Genomic DNA, 17,083 nt, shown 5'->3' on the forward strand with positions numbered 1-17,083 from the left:
GCCGACGCCATCGAGCGCGCCGACCTGAAGGACCTCAGGGACGAGCTCGGCGACCTGCTGCTGCAGGTGGTGTTCCACGCCCGCATCGCCGAGGAGCAAGGCGCGTTCGGCTTCGAGGAGGTCGTCGGCGCCATCAACGACAAGATGGTCCGCCGCCACCCCCACGTGTTCGGCGATGAGAGCTACGGCTCGCTCGCGGAGCAGAAGAAGGAAGGCTGGGAGCAGCTGAAGGCGGCTGAGCGCCGGGCGAAGGGCGGCGCGGCGGGCCTGCTGGACGACGTGCCCGTGGGCCTGCCCGCCCTCACCCGCGCGGTGAAGCTGTCCCGGCGCGCGGCCGGCGTGGGCTTCGTCTGGCCGTCCGCCACGGAAGTGCTCGCGAAGCTCGACGAGGAGGTCGAGGAGCTCAAGGCCGAGGTCGCCGCCGGCGATGTCGAGAAGGCCCGCCAGGAAATGGGCGACGTGCTGTTCGTCGTCGCCAACCTCGCGCGTGCTCTGGATGTCGACCCGGAGGACGCCTTGCGAACGACCAATGCCAAGTTCATCCGCCGTTTCCGTTACATAGAGCAGAAACTTGCGGAGCGCGGCCGCTCGCCCGAGGGCTCGGACCTGCCGGAGATGGACGCGCTGTGGGACGAAGCGAAGGCGGCGGAGAAGGGCTGACGGACCCAGTTCCTCCCTCGCAAGGGGGAGGTGGCCCAGAGGGCCGGAGGGGGTTTCATCCGCTGATGCCGGGGCGGAAACCCCCTCACCCGCTTCGCGGGAGCTCCCCCAATGGGGGAGCAACTCGAGTTCAAGGCCCCCGCACCTCGGCCTTGGGGAACAGCTGCTCGAACTGGCCGAGCGCCTGGGCCGTCAGGCTCACTTGCAGCCGCACCGCGCCGTCGTCGGCGGTCTCGCGCTCGATCACCCGGCCGTTGCGGTAGAGCCAGGCGATGGCCGCGCCCTCCCCCGCCGGCGCGACCACCGCGACCGGCGGCGCCTCGTCGACCAGGGCCGAGACCGCGCGCAGCAGGGCCTCGCAGCCTTCCCCGGTCACCGCCGAGACCAGGATCGCCGGCGGATGCGCCCGGCGGGCCTCGCCCTCGGCGGAGGCCCGCGCCTCCTCATCCAGCAGGTCGAGCTTGTTCCACACCTCCAGGATGCGGCGCTCGTCCATGTCGATCTCGAGCCGGGCCAGCACCTCGCGCACGTCCTGCGCCTGCGCCGCGCTCTCGTCGCTCGCGATGTCGCGCACGTGCAGGATCACGTCGGCCTCGCGCACCTCCTCCAGGGTCGCGCGGAACGCTTCGACCAGTTCGTGTGGCAGGTCGGAGATGAAACCCACCGTGTCCGACAGGATGGCCGGCCGTCCGTCCGGCAGCTTCAGCGCCCTGAGCGTCGGATCGAGGGTGGCGAACAGCATGTCCTCGGCCACCACCTCGGCCTCGGTCAGGCGGTTGAACAGCGTCGACTTGCCGGCGTTGGTGTAGCCGACCAGCGCCACCGACGGGAACGGCACGCGCCGTCGCGCGGAGCGCTGCAAGGTGCGCGTGCGGCGCACCTCCACCAGCTCCCGCTTCAGCTTGGCGATCCGGCTCGCCAGCAACCGACGGTCGGTCTCGATCTGCGTCTCGCCGGGGCCGCCCATCACCCCGAAGCCGCCCCGCTGGCGTTCCAGGTGGGTCCAGGTCCTGACCAGGCGCGAGCGCTCGTAGGTCAGGCGGGCGAGCTCGACCTGCAGCCGGCCCTCCCGCGTCCGCGCCCGCCGGGCGAAGATCTCCAGGATCAGCCCCGTGCGGTCGATCACCTTGCAGTCCCACGCCCGCTCCAGGTTGCGCTGCTGCACGGGCGAGAGCGCATCGTCCACCACGGCGACGTCGGCCGAGACCGCGACGATCAGGCGGCCGATCTCTTCGACCTTTCCCTTGCCGAACAGGGTGGCGGGCGCGAGCCGGCGCAGGGGCGCGATGAGGCCGTCGCGCACCTCCAGGTCGAGCGCCTCGGCGAGCCCGATCGCCTCCTCCAGGCGCGCTTCCGCGTCCCGGGCATGGCCACGGCCCTCCCGATCCGGATGGAGGACGACGGCGCCCTGGACCGGCGCTTCGCGATCGATGGATTTCGAGCTCAATCGGACTCGTCTTCAACCGGCTCGTAGAGCTGCACGGGCTGGGCCGGCATGATGGTGGAGATGGCGTGCTTGTAGACGAGCTGGGATTGCCCGTCCCTGCGCAGCAGAACGCAGAAGTTGTCGAACCAGCTCACGACGCCCTGCAGCTTCACCCCGTTCACGAGGAAGATGGTGAGCGGCGTCTTGGATTTCCGCACGCTGTTCAGGAAGGTGTCCTGCAGGTTCTGCTTCTTGTCGTTCATCGGCTTGACCGCCTCTTTTCGTTGTCAACGAGCGGCCAGCCGCCGCCCACACACGCGACGGCCACGCTAGACCGGGACTTGCGACGGGCGCAATCGCGGGCGCCGCGGCGCGTGCGCCGCCAGAACCGTCCCTCCGGGCGGCGAGTCTCAGAGCGTCTTCAGGTAAGCGTTCCCGCCAAGTATCAATAGGCGCCAAGACGCGTCGGCTCCGGCCGCCGACACTCGCGAGCGACCCTTCAGACGGCTGTAGCCTTCGCGCGCTCGATATAGAGGCGCCGCAGCTTCAGCGCGAGCGGTCCGGGGCGCCCCTCCCCCACCGGCGTCCCGTCGACCGAGACCACCGGCAGCACCAGCGAGCCGGCCCCGGTGATGAAGGCCTCGCGTGCGGTCTTGGCGTCGTCGGGGGTGAAGGGCCGCTCGTCCAGGGCGAGGCCTTCCTCGGCGATCACCTCCATCAGCGTGCGCCGGGTGATGCCGCGCAGGATGTTGGCGTTGGTGTCGCGGGTGCGCAGCCGTCCGTCTCGATCGACGATCCAGGCGTTGGAGGAGGCGCCTTCGGTGACGAATCCGAGTTCGTCGACGAACCAGGCCTCGTAGGCGCCCGCCGCCCTCGCCTTCTGCTTGGCCAGCACATTGGGCAGCAGGGCCACCGTCTTGATGTCGCAGCGGCCCCAGCGGTTCTCCGGCGTGGTGACCACGCCCACGCCCTTGGCGGCCCGGGCTTCGGTGGCGGCGCGGTCGACGGCGCTCACCGTGATCACCATGGACGGGGCCACAGGGGCCTTCGGGAAGGCATGGTCGCGCGGCGCGACCCCGCGGCTGACCTGCAGGTAGGCGAGGCCTTCGCGCACGCGGTTGCGCCGCACCGCCTCCTTCAGCACCAGCGTCAGCGCCCGGCGGCTCATCGGCATCGGGATCGAGAGCTCGGAAAGGCTCCGCTCGAGGCGGACGAAGTGGCCCTCCGCGTCGGACAGCCGCCCGTCGAACAGCGCCCACACCTCATAGACCGCATCGGAGAGCTGGTAGCCGCGATCCTCGATGTGCACCATGGCTTCGCCGTGCCGCGCGAAACGGCCGTTCACATAGGCGACGCGGCCCATCAGTCCCCCCGCTCCTCCCGGCGAAGGCCGGGACCGAGATCGAAATCAACAGGCTTGACGGGACAGGCGCAGCGTTTCCCGAACGAAGGCTCCGCTTGCCGTCTGGGTCCCGGCTCTCGCCGGGATGCTCGGTCGGGGCCCATCAGCCGACCTCTTCCTCGACCTGCCGCGCGCCGGACAGGCCCAGCGACTTCAGCTTGCGGTGCAGGGCCGAGCGCTCCATGCCGATGAAGGCGGCGGTGCGCGAGATGTTCCCGGAGAAGCGAAGCATCTGGGCGTTCAGGTACTCCCGCTCGAACACCTCGCGCGCCTCGCGAAGCGGCAGCGAGATGATCCGCTCAGCCCCCAGGCTCGTCGCCTGGTCGCTGACCGTGGCTTCCGCCGGCAGCATGTCGGCGGTGATGGCGTCATCGCTCGAGCCCGCCGCCAGGATCAGGATGCGCTCCACGTTGTTGCGCAGCTGGCGCAGGTTGCCCGGCCAGGCGCGCACCTGCAGGGCGGCGATCGCGTCGTCCGCCAGCCGTCGTCTCGCGAGCCCGGACGCCTCGCAGATCCGCCCGATGAAGTAGTCGACGAGCTCGGGGATGTCCTCACGCCGCTCCGCCAGGCCCGGCACGTTGACCGGCACCACGTTCAGCCGATGGAACAGGTCCTCCCGGAAGCGTCCCGCCGCGATCTCCTCGCGCAGATCGCGCGAGGTGGACGAGATCACGCGCACGTCGACCTGCACGTCGGAGCCGCCGCCCACGCGCCGGAAGCGCTGTTCGACGAGCACGCGCAGGATGCGGCTCTGGGTCTCCCGCGGCATGTCGGCGACCTTGTCGAGGTAGAGCGTGCCGCCGTGGGCGCGCTCGAACACGCCGATCTTGGCGGGCCGGCCGCCGTCGCCTTCCTCACCGAACAGCTCGACGTCGATGCGCTCCGGCGTCATGCCGGCGGCCGAGAGCACGACGAACTCGCTGCGGGCGCGCGGCCCGGCGGCGTGGATCATCCGAGCCACCGTCTCCTTGCCGGCGCCGGCCGGTCCGGAGATCAGCACCCGGCTGTTGGCCGAGGCGAGCTTGGCCACGATATTGCGCAGCTGCTGGGCGGCCATGGACTTGCCGATCAGCCCCTCTGGCGTCAGCGCCTGGGTGCGCAGCCGCCGGTTCTCGCGGCGCAGGCTGGTGGCCTCCAGCGCCCGCTCCACGATGAGCAGCAGGCGGTCCGACTTGAACGGCTTCTCCAGGAAGTCGTAGGCGCCGCGCTTGATCGCGCTCACCGCCGTTTCGATGTTGCCGTGGCCGGAGATCATGATCACCGGCAGGTCGGGATCGAGCGCCTTGACCAGATCCAGCAGCTCCAGCCCGTCCATGCCGCCGCCCGCCATCCAGATGTCGAGCACCAGCAGCGCCGGCTTGCGGGCCCGGACGGCGGCCAGCGCCGATTCCGAATCCGTCGCGGTGCGGACCGCATAACCCTCGTCGGAGAGGATCCCGGCCACCAGGTCGCGGATGTCGGCCTCGTCGTCGACCACCAGAACGTCAGACGCCATTTCTCACCTTCACGCCGTCGTCGCCTTTGCCGGGGCGGTCTGCGGGCGGACCCGCGCCGCGGGGGGAAGCCTCAGGATGGCCAGCGCGCCGCGTCCCTCGCGCGCATCGGTGAGCTCGATCTCGCCCCCATGGTCTTCCAGGATTCGCTTGACGATGGCGAGGCCTAGGCCGGTGCCCTTCTCGCGCGTCGTCACATAGGGCTCCGTCAGCCGGTCGCGGTCCTTCGACGGCAGCCCCACGCCATTGTCCTCAACCTCGAACACCACTCCGCTGTCGTCGGCGGCGAGTCGGGCGCGAATGCGGCCCGGCAGACGGGGCTCGACGGCCTGGCGGGCGCCCACGGCTTCGGCGGCGTTCTTCAGCACGTTGCCCAGCGCCTGGGCGAGCATCCGCTCGTCGGCCAGCACCGCCGCGTGCGGCGGGGACTCCTCCAGCTCGACGGCGATGTCCGGGCTCGCCACCCGCTGGGCGAACACCGCCTGGCGCAGGAGCTCCGCGGCGTCGTGCTCGGCGAACTTCGGCGCCGGCATGCGCGCGAAGGCGGAGAACTCGTCGACCATCCGGCCGATGTCGCCCACCTGACGCACGATGGTGTCGGTGCAGCGGTCGAAGGTCTCGATCTCGCCGGCCGGCACGTTGCGGCGGAACTTCTTGCGCAGCCGCTCGGCCGAGAGCTGGATCGGGGTCAGCGGGTTCTTGATCTCGTGGGCGATGCGGCGGGCGACGTCGCGCCAGGCGGCGTTGCGCTGCGCCGCCACCAGCCGGGTGATGTCGTCGAAAGTCAGCACCAGGCCGCCCTCGCTGCGGCTCGCCCGGAGCCTCAGGCGGCGGGTCTCGCGGCCACGCACCACATCCACCTCGGCCTCGCCCGCGCCCGCCCGGCCCGCCGTCTCCAGGACTTCCGCGAACTCCGGCGCCACCTCGGAGAGCTTGCGGCCGCGGCCGTGGTCGCCCGGCAGCGCCAGCAAGCCCACGGCCTGGCGGTTGGCCGCCGAGATGCGGCCACGCGCGTCCAGCCCGATGACGCCGGCGCTCACCCCGGCCAGCACCGTCTCGATGAACTGGCGCCGCTCTTCGGCCTCCAGGCTGGCGCGCCGCAGTGCTTCCTGCTGTACCTGAAGATCGTTCGTCATGCTATTGAATGCACGCGACAAGACGGCGATCTCCTCCGGGTCTCTGTCGGCGTCGACGCGGGCGCTGAGGTCGCCGCCGGCGATGCGTCCCGCCGCCTGCACCAGCCTGGCCACCGGCCCCGAGATCGCGTTGGCGGACCACAGCCCGAGCCATACGGCGGCGACCAGCACCAGCAGCGCGGTTTCAGCGTAGGAGAGCGCGAAGATCGTCTGGATCCGTTCGCGGTTCTGCGCCGCCTCGCGATAGGAGACGAGCGAGGCTTCCGCATCGCGCAGGTGATTGAGGATGCCCTTCTCCAGCGGGCGGACCACGTAGAGGTAGGCGTCGGGATAGCCGCGCAGGCGGTAGACCGCCCGCATCAGATCGGTGGAATCGAACGCCGGCACCGAGATGTCGCCCTCGTCGGCGGCCTTGAAGCTGGATTCCGGGGGCACCACGAAGGATGGCGCATCGGCCGTCTCGGCCCGCGCCAGCACGCGGCCCTGCCGGTCGATCAGATAGGCGGCCGGAAAGGCGTGATAGGAGGCCAGGACGGCCAGGTAGTGGCTGAACGCGATCGGGCTGGTCTGCAGGCTGCCCGCCTCGCGGTTCAGGTCCGCGGACATCAGGGTGACGTGGTCGCCGATGTAGCGCTTCTGGTCCTCCACGTAGGAGCGGGCGACGGTCGCCGAATTCTCCACCACCGTCTGAACACGCTGGCTGAACCAGTTCTCGACGCCGCGGCTGACCAGGACTCCGTAGAACAGGGCCACGACGATCGCCGGCGCGAGCGCGGCGAACGCGAACAGCGTGACGAACCGCAGGTGCAGACGTGCGCCTGGATCGCGGTCGCGGGCCCGCAACAGGGTGGCGAACCGCAGGGCGACCATGGTGGTCAGCATCAGGATCAGGATCAGATTGACGCTGAGGACGGTCAGGATCGGCTGGCTGGCGGGGCCCAGGGGCCCTGTTTCGGGCGGCGAGGCGGCGAGCAGGATGGCGAGGCCCGTCAGGCCCGCCGCAAGGCCGTAGGCGCAGCCCAGGAGGACGCGCGATTGCATCAGGCGCTGCACGCGCTCCACGGCGGAAGGACCGCCGGGAATCTGCTGGGTGAGCAAGGCCATGAAGCGCGGAGCCTAAGGGACTGTGCTCCAAACTCAACAGCGATGTTGCAGGATGGCGTCAGCGGCGCCCGCGACTGATTTCCACGCCCAGGTCGGAGATCTTCTTGCGCAGCGTGTTGCGGTTGAGCCCCAGGATCTCGGCGGCGCGCACCTGGTTGCCGCGCGTCGCCTGCAGCGTGAGCCGGATCAGCGGCCGCTCCACCTCCTCCAGCACCCGGTCATAGAGTCCCGGCGGCGGGGTTCCGTCCGCCTGGTCGGCGAAGTAGCTGGCCAGATTGCGCTCAACCAGCTCGGCGAGCGTGGCGGGTCCGTTGGCGCGGCCGGCCGCCGCAGGCTGCAGGTCCTCGAGCTCGCGCTCGACGATCCGTGCGGTGATCAGCTCCTCGCCATAGAGCGCGCAGATCCGGCGGACCAGATTCTCCAGTTCCCGCACGTTGCCGGGCCAGGGGTGCAGTTTCAGCCGCTCCAGCGCGCCCGCGTCGATGGTCTTGGCGGGCAGCCCTTCGCGGTTGGCTCTGAGCAGGAAGGCGCGGGCGAGGTCGGGGATGTCCTCGGTACGGTCGCGCAGCGGCGGCAGGCGGAGCGGCGCGACATTGAGGCGGAAGAACAGGTCCCCGCGGAACAGGCCCTGGTGGATCAGCCCCCGAAGGTCGCGATTGGTGGCGGCGATGATCCGCGCGTTGGGTCGGCGATTGGTCTTCGGGTTGATCGCCGGCTCAGAGCCATCGATCACCCGCAGGAGCCGCGTCTGGGCGTCGAGCGGCATGTCGCCGATCTCGTCGAGGAACAGGGTTCCGCCGTCGGCCTCGACCAGCTTGCCGACCGCCCCGTCGTCCTTGCCGAACAGCTCCGCCTCGACGCGCTCGCGCGGCACGGCGGCGAGGTTGATCACCACGAAGCGGCCGTCGCGGCGGCGGCCCATGTCGTGCAGGGCGCGGGCGACCAGCTCCTTGCCCGTTCCGGATTCTCCGGTGATCAGCACCGTCAGGTCGGCCCCGACCAGGCGGGCGACGGTGCGATAGACCTCCTGCATGGGCGCCGAGCGGCCGATCAGGGGCAGACGGTCGTCGCGGACCGCACGGGCCTGGGCTTTCGCCGCCTCCGGGTCCGCGGGCCTGGCGAGGGCGCGGCGCGCCGCCGAGGTCATGTCGTCGAGGTCGAAGGGCTTGGGCACGTATTCGAAGGCGCCGACCTCGGCGGCGTTCACCGCGGTGATCAGGTTGTTCTGGGCGCTCATCACGATGACCGGCAGCTTCGGCCGCTGCTTTCGGATGCGCGGCAGCACGTTGAACACGTTCTCGTCCGGCATCACCACGTCGGTGACCACCAGGTCCCCCTCCCCGTCCGACACCCACTTCAGCAATGTGGCGGCGTTGCCGGTGGCGCGCACCTGATAGCCCAGCCGTGTGAAGGCCTGGGAGAGCACCAGCCGGATCGAGGCGTCGTCGTCGGCGATCAGGATCTTCTTGGCGGCCGCGGTCATGGCGTCAGAGGTCCTTCTCGGCGGCGATCGGCAGCAGCACCCGGAACGTGGTCCGCCCGGCTTCGGATTCGAAGTCGATGAGGCCGCCGTGGGCCGCCGCGAGCTTGGCGACGAGCGCCAGGCCCAGTCCGGCGCCGCTGGGCTTGGAGGTCACGAACGGCTGGAACAGATGCTCGCGAAGGTGCGCCGGCACGCCCGGCCCGTTGTCCTGGATGCGCACCTCGAGCGGGGCGCCGCGCAGGGACTGGCCGCGCGCGGAGCGGACGCGCACGCCGTGTCGATAAGCGGTGTGGATGGTGATCTCGCCGCGGCCGTCGCCGCGCGCGTGGGCCGCCTCGGCGGCGTTCTTCACCAGGTTCAGGAAGATCTGGATCAGCTGGTCCTCGTCGCCCCAGACCGGCGGCAGGGAGGGATCGTACTGCTCGCGCAGGATCAGGCCGTCGGCGACGCCGTTGGCGGCCAGCGCGCGCACGCGGTCCAGCACCTGATGGATATTGACCGCGGCGAGGGCCGGCAGGACGTCCTCGGAGAAGGCCTCCATCCGGTCGACCAGGCGGGCCACCCGATCGGTCTCGTCGACGATCAGCTGGGCGAGCGGGACGTCTTCGGCCTTGACGCCCGACTTCAGGAGCTGGGCGGCGCCGCGGATGCCGGCGAGCGGGTTCTTGATCTCGTGCGCCAACATGCGGCCGAGCCCCGAGATCGCCGGAAGGCCCGCGGCGTCGGCCACGCCGCGCTCGACCCCGAGACCCGTCCTGACCATCAGCGTCAGCAACACCGAGCCGTCGTCCAGCGGCGCGGCCGCGCCATCGGCTTCGAACGGCGGCAGGCTGAAGAGGCTGATCTCGAGCCCCCGCTCGCGCACCCGCACCCCTTCGGCGCGCGCCCGCTCGAGCAACGCTCCGAGCGCCGAGCCCGGCGGCAGGGCCGCCAGGAAGCGCCCTCGCGCCAGGAGACTCAACCCATGCCCGAACAGGGCTTCGGCCGCCTCGTTCACCGCCACCAGCGCGCCCTCGATGTCGATCACCAGGGACGGATCGGGACTGAGATCGAAGGCGGCGGCCTTGAGCGCCTCGTCGCCGGATGCGCGGACCTGGTCCACGGTTTGCGGGTTCATGCCGCGAGCCGCGGTTCGGAGGCGGTCCACAGCATCGTCAGCGCGCGATCGACCGCATGCGGGTCCTCCAGGCGGCAGAGCTCGGCGCGCGCCGCACGACGCGCCTGGGGGTCCGCCGGCCACGGCGCCTGGTCCACGTAGGCGGCCAGGTGTTTGCGGAAGACGCGCAGGCCCAGCCGGTCGCCGTAGAATCGGAGGCTGTCGGCGAAGTGGTCCAGCGCGACCGCGCGCCGGGTCTCGGGATCGGGGGCCGCGAACGGCTCGCCCGCCAGCTCGGCCTCGAGCTGGGCGGCGATCCAGGGCCGGCCATACACCCCGCGCCCAACCATCACCGCATCGGCGCCGGAGGCCTGCAGCGCGGCCCGGGCGCTCGGGCCGTCGGCGATGTCGCCGTTCACGATCACCGGGATCGAGACGGCTGCTTTCACCTCGCCGACCGCGCGCCAGTCGGCCGAGCCCTTGTAGAACTGGCAGCGCGTCCGGCCGTGGACGGTGACCGCCCTGGCGCCCCGCGCCTGGGCTCGCGCGGCAAGCTCCGGCGCGGACTTCGAGGACTCGTCCCAGCCGAGCCGCATCTTCACCGTCACCGGCAGGTCGACAGCCTCCACGACAGCCGCGATCAGGCGCTCGGCCAGCAGGGGTTCGCGCATCAGGGCCGAGCCGCAGAGCGCGCCGGTCACTTGCTTGGCGGGGCAGCCGAAGTTGAGATCGATCACCTGGGCGCCGGCGGCGGCGGCGAGCTTCGCGCCATCGGTCATCAGCTTCGGATCGCGCCCGACCAACTGGATCACCATCAGCGGCAGGCCCTCGCCGACGGCCGCGCGGCGGACCACGTCGGGCCGGCCCCGGGCGAACTCGGCGCAGGCGACCATCTCGGTGGCGACGTAAGACGCTCCCAGCCGGCTGACGGCGCGACGGAACGGCAGGTCGGAGATGCCGGTCATCGGCGCGATCCAGCATCGCCCGTCGATCGCCACCGGGCCGAGCTTGACCACGTTGCTCATTTTATAGTCACGTTCATCGCCGCCTTTTTAGGCAAGTCGGGCCGCGCCGTAAAGCTGGAACAAGCGCCGCCGGGGCCCTAGAACGAGGCCATGAGCTTCTCGGCGGTGGTGGTCGCCGCGGGCGCGGGCCTGAGGGCCGGCCCCGGCGAGCCGAAGGTCTGGCGCACTTTGGGGGGACGGCCGATCATCCGGTGGTCGGTCGAGGGCCTGCTGTCGGCCGGCGCGCGCGAAGTCGTGGTGGTGGTCGCCCGGGAGCGGCTGGCCCAGGTGGACGAGGCGCTGGCCGGGCTGGAAGGCTGGCGCGCCGTCACGGGCGGCCGCACCCGCGCGGACTCCGTGCAGGCCGGGCTCGCCGCCATCACCGCCGTGCGCACCCAGCCGGTGCTGGTGCACGACGCGGCCCGGCCGTTCGTCGGCCGCGCGCACGTGGACCGGCTGCTCGCCGCGCTCGACATCGCCGACGGGGCGGTGCCCGCCCTGCCCGTGCCGGACACCCTGAAGCGCGGCGAGGGCCTCATCGACGAGACGGTCTCGCGCGAGGGGCTCCACCGCGCGCAGACGCCGCAGGCGTTCCGGTTCGGGCGCCTGAAGGCCGCCTATCGCCGCTGGCCGGCGAACGAGGAGCCCACCGACGATTCCTCGGTCATGGAGCGGGCCGGCGGCCACGTCGCCATGGTGCCGGGCGATCCGGTGCTGATGAAGCTCACCTACCCCGAGGACTTCCTGCTGGCCGAGCAGCTCGCCGGCGCGCGCCGGATCGTGCGCATGGGCCTGGGCATCGACGCCCATCGCTTCGGTCCCGGCGACGTGGTCTGGCTCTGCGGCATCCGCATCGAGCACGAGCTGGGGCTGGTCGGCCATTCCGACGCCGACGCCGGGCTGCACGCGCTCACCGATGCGGTGCTGGGCGCGATCGGCGAAGGTGACATCGGCGAACATTTCCCACCCAGCGATCCGCGCTGGAAGGGAGCCTCCTCGGACCAGTTCCTGCGCCATGCGGTTTCCCTGCTGGCCCGCCATGGCGGCCGCATCCTCAACGCCGACCTGACGCTCGTCTGCGAACGTCCCAAGGTCCGCCCGCACCGTCAGGCCATGCGCGAGCGGATCGCCGACCTTCTGGGCGTGGCCGTCGAGCGGGTGAGCGTCAAGGCGACGACCACCGAGGGCATGGGCTTCACGGGGCGCGAGGAAGGGCTGATGGCCCAGGCCCTGGTGTCGGTGGAGACGCCGCCGTGAGCCCCGCCGAGCCGTTGATCCTGTTCTATGCGCCGGGTGCGAGCTCGATGGCGCCGCACATCGCGCTGCACGAGATCGGAAGCCCCTTCGAAGGGCGGCCCGTCTCCTTCCGCAAGGACGACAACCGCACGCCCGAGTTCCTGGCGCTCAACCCGGAAGGCAAGGTGCCGCTGCTGCTGATCGGCGGGCGCCCACTCACCGAAGTGGCGGCGATCCTGTTCTACCTCGCCCGCCGGCGCCCCGGGGCCGGCCTCTGGCCGGACGACCTCGAAGCCCAGGCCCACGTCGTCTCCTGGATGTCGTTCATCGCCTCCAGCGTCCATCCGGCCCGGCGGCAGGGCCTGGAGCACGCCCGCGAGGTCTATGCGCTCGCCGACGGCCGATTGGGCGGCGGCTGGGCGGCCGGGGCCTACTCCGTGGCCGACATCCACCTGTTCCGGCTGTTCTGGCGGTTCCGCAACTCGCTGCATCCGCCGGCCGGCGAGTTCCCCAACCTGGAGGCGCACTATCAACGGATGATGGCGCGCCCGGCGGTCCGCAAGACCCTCGAGATCGAGGCGGCGGCCGGCTACGAGCTGCCGGCCTGAGCTACGGCAGCCAGGTGATCTTCTCCTGCAGCCGCCGGTACAGCGCGCCCGGCACGTTGGTGTAGTCGTCGGTCCAGGCGCGGGCGAGCAGGGGATCGATCGGCTTCCACCGCTTGTCGGCGCGGAAACCCGCCAGCGCGGCGCGCGATTTCGCCAGCACCAGGGCGTCCTCGCCGGACTCCCAGACCGCCCGTCCGCCCGGCGGGACGACATGCTCCTGCAGCAGGGCCGCCGCGCCCGCCACCCTCGCCACCGCCATGGCCGGGGCCTTCAGGTCGAGGTTGCGGTTGGAGAGATGCAGGATCACCACCCCGTCCGGCTTGATGTGCGACAGGTAGCCGCGCACCGCCTCCACGGTGAGCAGATGAGCCGGCACCGCATCGGACGAGAAGGCGTCGATCAGCAGGATGTCGAACACGCCGGGCGGCTGCTTGGCGAGCGTCAGGCGGGCGTCGCCCACGACATAGTCCACCCGGCCCTTGGCGCATTCGGTGGTGTAGCTGAAGTATTTCGGATCGGTGGCGATGCGGATCACCAGGGGATCGATCTCGAAGAAAGTCAGGTGGTCGCCCGGGCGGACGTAGGCCGCCACCGAACCCGTCCCCAGGCCCACCGCGCCGATCCGCAGGTTCGGCTTGGCCGCCGCCTTCACGAACACCTGACCGATCGGGGTCGAGGGCGTGTAGTAGACCAGCGGCCGGCAGCGGAACTTCGGGTTCACCGCCTGCGCCCCGTGCAGGGTGCTGCCGTGCGCCAGCATCCTCACCTCGCCGCCGAGCGCCGCGGCGGGGGCGACGGACTCGCGCAGCACGCCGAAGAAGCTCCGCCAGCTGTGCTGCGTGTCGACGCGGTCGGCGGCGGCCTGCGCGCCGATCGAGAGCACCGCGATCACCGCGCAGAACAGCAACGCGCGGTCGCGGATCAGGAAGGCCGAGATCGCGGCCGCCCCGAGCGCCGTGCGGGCGCCCGCGACCAGCAGGTCGAGCTCGCTGACCGAGCCGATCACGTGCCGGCCCGAGAGGTGCGGCGCGGCGACGCCCACCAGCACCGGGGCGGCCACGCCCGCAATGACGCCCAGCACCAGGAGCAGCCAGTCCCCGGTCCGCAGATCCCCCTGTCGCGACGGCCGCGCCAGGCACGCGAGCGTCAGCACAAGCGGATATTCCCAGACGTTGTCGAAGATCACCGGGGCGAGGAAGGCGTTGAAGCCGCCGCCCACCACGCCGCCGATCGACAGCCACAGATAGAACTCGGTCAGCCGCGCCGCGGGCGGCCGGCGCGCGACCAGCGCCTGGTGGCAGACGAGCGCCGTGAAGAAAAAGGCGGCCAGGTGGACGCTCAGCTGCAGCAGGAAGCCGCTCGCCTTGAAGGGCAACAGGGCGGCGCAGCCCGCCACCGCGGCGGCCTGGAACATCAGCGCGAGCCCGCGCGGGATCGCCGGGCGGGCCTGAAAGGCGATGATGAAGGTGATCAGGTACAGCGCGAGCGGCGCGACCCACAGGAAGGGCGCCGAGGCGACGTCGGTCGTCAGATGAGTGGTGACGCCCAGCATCAGGCTGGACGGGATGGCGGCGAGCGCGAGCCAGGTCAGCCGTTCGCGCCAGGTCACTGCGGCGGCGGGCGCCTCGCCGGCCGGCGCTTCGGGCGCGAGCGCGGGTGCGCGGGCGCAGACGATGGCGAGCGTCGCCAGGAGCAGGGCGAACGCCACGTAGCCCGCGCTCCAGCCCAGCGTCTGGCCGCGCACGGTGAACACCGGCTCGACCACGATCGGATAGGCCAGGAGCGCGATGAGGCTGCCCAGGTTGCTGGCGGCGTAGAGCACGTAGGGCTCCTTCCCCGCCTCGGCCCTGACGATCCGGGCGTGCCAGGCCTGGGCCAGCGGGGCCGTGGCCGAAAGGATGGCGAAGGGCGGCCCGATGGAGGCGGCGAGCACGCCCAACAGCCACAGCGCCGGATGCGTCCACGACGGCGGCCCGAACAGCTCGTGCACCCTGAGCGGCAGCACGAGGGCGGCGGCGGCGACCAGCGCGAGGTGGATCGCCGCCTGCGTCCGCACGCTCCGAACCTTCTGCAGCAGGTGGGCGTAGGCGTAGCCCGCGAGCAGCGCCGCCTGAAAGAAGGCCAGGCTCGTGTTCCAGACCGAGGGGCTGCCGCCGAGCAGGGGCAGCACCAGCTTGGCCAACATCGGCTCGACCATGAACACCAGCGCGGCGCTGGCGAACACCGTCACCGCGAACAGCGCCGGCGGGGCGCGCAGGGCGCGGGTCTCGATCGCGAGCGTGGTCATGGGCGCGAATCGCCTTGATGCAGGAGCGGGAGCGATGTTCTGGTCTCGCCGAGCCCGAGCTTATGAGCCGTTAAGAGGTCGCCCCGCCATGTTCTCGCTGGAGATCGTCACCCTGGCCCGCCTTTTGGTGGACGAGGCGCGGGAGCGCTCCTTGCGCATCGTCACCGCCGAGAGCTGCACGGGCGGGCTGGTGGCCGGCGCCATCTGCCAGGTGTCGGGCGCCTCGGACGTCTTCGAGCGCGGGTTCATCACCTACTCAAACCGCGCCAAGCAGGAACTGCTGGGCGTCCCCGGCGACCTGATCGCCGACCTGGGCGCGGTCTCCGAGCCGGTGGCGCGGATGATGGCGGAAGGCGCTCTGGAGAATTCCAACGCCCACGTCGCGGTGGCCGTCACCGGCGTGGCGGGCCCGGGCGGCGGCACGCCCATGAAGCCGGTCGGCACCGTCCATATCGCCACCGCCCGGGCCAATCAGGCGCTGATGCATCGCGAGGAGTTCTTCGAGGAGGAGACCCGCGAAGCCATCCAGCTCGCCGCGGTCCAGTCGGCCCTGCAGGCGCTCAGGGAACGGGTGACGTAATCGCGGCTCACATCCCGGTCCTCGCAAAGCGAGAGACCGGGACCCACGCTGAACCTCAAGGGGATGGGGCCGCCCCCGCTTGGGCCCCCGCTTGCGCGGGGGTGAGCGGTTGATGTTGAGTCCCATACAGCACCTTCGCGCGCACCTCGAAGCAGCCCATCAGCTTGTCGACGGCATGGGCGAAGTTGGCGGTGAGCACGGCCCCGAGCAGCCGCGACTTGAACTCGAAATCGATGTCGAATTCCACGCGGGTGCAGCCGTGCCCGGCCTCCAGGAACCGCCAGCGGTTCTCGAGCTTCCGGAACGGGCCGGAAAGCAGGGTGACGTCGATCTGCCGGTTGACCGCATCGCGCCGGACGCGGGTGGCGAACCGCTCCTTCAGGAAGGCGAACCCGACCGCGGCCTCGGCGTCCAGGCTGTCGACGCCTTCGCTCAGATGGCGCGGGTTCCAGGTCCGCATGGCGCCGATCCAGGGGACGAACTCCGGATAGGCCGCCACATCGCCCACCAGCTGGAACAGCTGGTCGGGGCTGAAGGGCAGGAGCTTGGAGACGTGGTGGCGCACGGGCGCTACGCGACAGCGCTCTTGGCGATGCGCGCCGCCCGCAGGCGCTCGAAGTCCTCGCCGGCGTGGTGCGACGAGCGGGTGAGCGGGCTGGCCGCCGCCATGAGAAATCCCTTGGCCCTGGCGATCTCGGCCAAGGCCGCGAACTCGTCGGGATGGACGAAGCGGTCGATCGGCGCGTGCTTGCGGCTCGGCTGCAGGTACTGGCCGATGGTGATGAAGTCGACGCCGGCTGAGCGCATGTCGTCCATCACCTGCATGACCTCCTCCTTGCTTTCACCCAGACCCACCATAACGCCCGACTTGGTGAACTGGCTCGGATCGCGCTCCTTCACCCGCTCGAGCAGCCGAAGCGAGTGGTAGTAGCGGGCGCCCGGCCGGATGGAGAGGTAGAGCCGCGGCACGGTCTCCAGATTGTGGTTGAAGACGTCGGGCCGGGCCTCGATCACGCGCTCCACGGCGGAGACCGGCTTGCGGGCGAAGTCCGGAGTCAGGATCTCGATGGTCGTCTCGGGCGCGGCGGCGCGGATCTCGCGGATGACGGCGACGAACTGCCCTGCCCCGCCATCCGCCAGGTCGTCGCGGTCCACCGAGGTCACGACGACGTGCTTCAACCCCATCTTGGCGACCGCGTCGGCCACGCGGGCCGGCTCGTCCGCGTCGACCGGCTCGGGCCTGCCGGTCGCGACGTTGCAGAAGGCGCAGGCGCGCGTGCAAACCTGCCCCAGGATCATGAAGGTGGCGTGGCTCTTGTCCCAGCACTCGCCGATGTTCGGGCAGGCCGCCTCCTCGCACACAGTCACCAGCCGGTGCTCCTTGACGATCGCCCGGGTGGCGGCGTAGCCCGGCGAGCCCGGCGCGCGGACCCGAAGCCATTCGGGCTTGCGCAGCAGCGGCGTGTCGGGCCGGTTCTGCTTCTCGGGGTGCCTCGGGCGCGGTTCGCCCAGCCTGTCGATGACCACGGCCATGGTCCCTAGATCGGCGGTCGCGCGCGCCGGATCAA

Annotated in this window: 15 protein-coding genes; 4 read left to right on the forward strand and 11 right to left on the reverse strand. The window is 71.1% G+C overall.

What is annotated here, in order from left to right; translation table 11 throughout:
• Window positions 1–660: nucleoside triphosphate pyrophosphohydrolase (mazG, locus tag VLI41_RS14140; protein WP_325268725.1), on the forward strand; the 660-nt coding region annotated here is incomplete at its 5' end.
• A 130-nt stretch (window positions 661–790) separates the two neighbouring features.
• On the opposite strand, the gene hflX is transcribed toward mazG, so the two are convergent.
• The 8 genes from hflX to dusB form a co-directional block, all read right to left on the reverse strand.
• Complete coding sequence (gene hflX / locus VLI41_RS14145; RefSeq protein WP_325268726.1) at window positions 791–2,107, reverse strand: GTPase HflX; 1,317 nt, start codon at window positions 2,105–2,107, stop codon at window positions 791–793.
• Entirely contained in the window at window positions 2,104–2,349 is a 246-nt protein-coding gene (gene hfq, locus VLI41_RS14150) for an RNA chaperone Hfq (protein ID WP_325268727.1), read from the reverse strand. Before hfq ends, hflX begins: the two co-directional genes overlap by 4 nt.
• Before the next feature lie 236 nt (window positions 2,350–2,585).
• Window positions 2,586–3,449, reverse strand: a complete 864-nt coding sequence (locus VLI41_RS14155; RefSeq protein ID WP_325268728.1) for a D-amino-acid transaminase — start codon at window positions 3,447–3,449, stop codon at window positions 2,586–2,588.
• A gap of 142 nt (window positions 3,450–3,591) precedes the next feature.
• Window positions 3,592–4,983 carry a sigma-54 dependent transcriptional regulator gene (locus VLI41_RS14160; RefSeq protein WP_325268729.1) on the reverse strand — a complete coding sequence of 464 codons (1,392 nt, stop codon included), beginning with the start codon at window positions 4,981–4,983 and terminating at the stop codon, window positions 3,592–3,594.
• Window positions 4,984–4,992: 9 nt separating this feature from the next.
• On the reverse strand, window positions 4,993–7,221 hold the full coding sequence (locus VLI41_RS14165; RefSeq protein WP_325268730.1) for a PAS domain-containing sensor histidine kinase: 2,229 nt from the start codon (window positions 7,219–7,221) through the stop codon (window positions 4,993–4,995).
• A gap of 58 nt (window positions 7,222–7,279) precedes the next feature.
• Window positions 7,280–8,704: a sigma 54-interacting transcriptional regulator gene (locus VLI41_RS14170; RefSeq protein WP_325268731.1), complete on the reverse strand. Its 1,425-nt coding sequence runs from the start codon at window positions 8,702–8,704 to the stop codon at window positions 7,280–7,282.
• 4 nt (window positions 8,705–8,708) lie between these two features.
• Window positions 8,709–9,821, reverse strand: coding sequence for a two-component system sensor histidine kinase NtrB (locus VLI41_RS14175; protein ID WP_325268732.1), 1,113 nt, complete (start codon window positions 9,819–9,821; stop codon window positions 8,709–8,711).
• Entirely contained in the window at window positions 9,818–10,825 is a 1,008-nt protein-coding gene (gene dusB / locus VLI41_RS14180; RefSeq protein WP_325268733.1) for a tRNA dihydrouridine synthase DusB, read from the reverse strand. The genes VLI41_RS14175 and dusB overlap by 4 nt, the downstream gene beginning before the upstream one ends.
• A 90-nt stretch (window positions 10,826–10,915) precedes the next feature.
• Here dusB and VLI41_RS14185 point away from each other — a divergent pair, with 90 nt between their 5' ends.
• Both VLI41_RS14185 and VLI41_RS14190 read left to right on the forward strand, forming a co-directional pair.
• Window positions 10,916–12,061 (forward strand): bifunctional 2-C-methyl-D-erythritol 4-phosphate cytidylyltransferase/2-C-methyl-D-erythritol 2,4-cyclodiphosphate synthase, encoded by a 1,146-nt coding sequence (locus VLI41_RS14185; RefSeq protein WP_325268734.1) that lies wholly within the window; start codon window positions 10,916–10,918, stop codon window positions 12,059–12,061.
• On the forward strand, window positions 12,058–12,648 hold the full coding sequence (locus VLI41_RS14190; protein ID WP_325268735.1) for a glutathione S-transferase family protein: 591 nt from the start codon (window positions 12,058–12,060) through the stop codon (window positions 12,646–12,648). Before VLI41_RS14185 ends, VLI41_RS14190 begins: the two co-directional genes overlap by 4 nt.
• Window position 12,649: 1 nt before the next feature.
• Here the strand turns inward: VLI41_RS14190 and VLI41_RS14195 are convergent, their stop codons facing one another.
• Window positions 12,650–14,935, reverse strand: coding sequence for a fused MFS/spermidine synthase (locus VLI41_RS14195; RefSeq protein WP_325268736.1), 2,286 nt, complete (start codon window positions 14,933–14,935; stop codon window positions 12,650–12,652).
• Between the two features lie 88 nt (window positions 14,936–15,023).
• On the opposite strand from VLI41_RS14195, the gene VLI41_RS14200 reads away from it, so the two are divergent.
• A complete protein-coding gene (locus VLI41_RS14200) occupies window positions 15,024–15,515 on the forward strand; it encodes a CinA family protein (RefSeq protein WP_325268737.1) in 492 nt (163 codons plus the stop codon).
• 55 nt (window positions 15,516–15,570) lie between these two features.
• On the opposite strand, the gene VLI41_RS14205 is transcribed toward VLI41_RS14200, so the two are convergent.
• Both VLI41_RS14205 and lipA read right to left on the reverse strand, forming a co-directional pair.
• Window positions 15,571–16,080, reverse strand: a complete 510-nt coding sequence (locus tag VLI41_RS14205) for a type II toxin-antitoxin system RatA family toxin (RefSeq protein ID WP_325268738.1) — start codon at window positions 16,078–16,080, stop codon at window positions 15,571–15,573.
• Window positions 16,081–16,085: 5 nt separating this feature from the next.
• Window positions 16,086–17,048 carry a lipoyl synthase gene (lipA, locus tag VLI41_RS14210; RefSeq protein WP_325268739.1) on the reverse strand — a complete coding sequence of 321 codons (963 nt, stop codon included), beginning with the start codon at window positions 17,046–17,048 and terminating at the stop codon, window positions 16,086–16,088.
• Window positions 17,049–17,083 lie beyond the last annotated feature (35 nt).

Source organism: Phenylobacterium sp. (genome assembly GCF_035475775.1).
Lineage (GTDB): Bacteria > Pseudomonadota > Alphaproteobacteria > Caulobacterales > Caulobacteraceae > Phenylobacterium.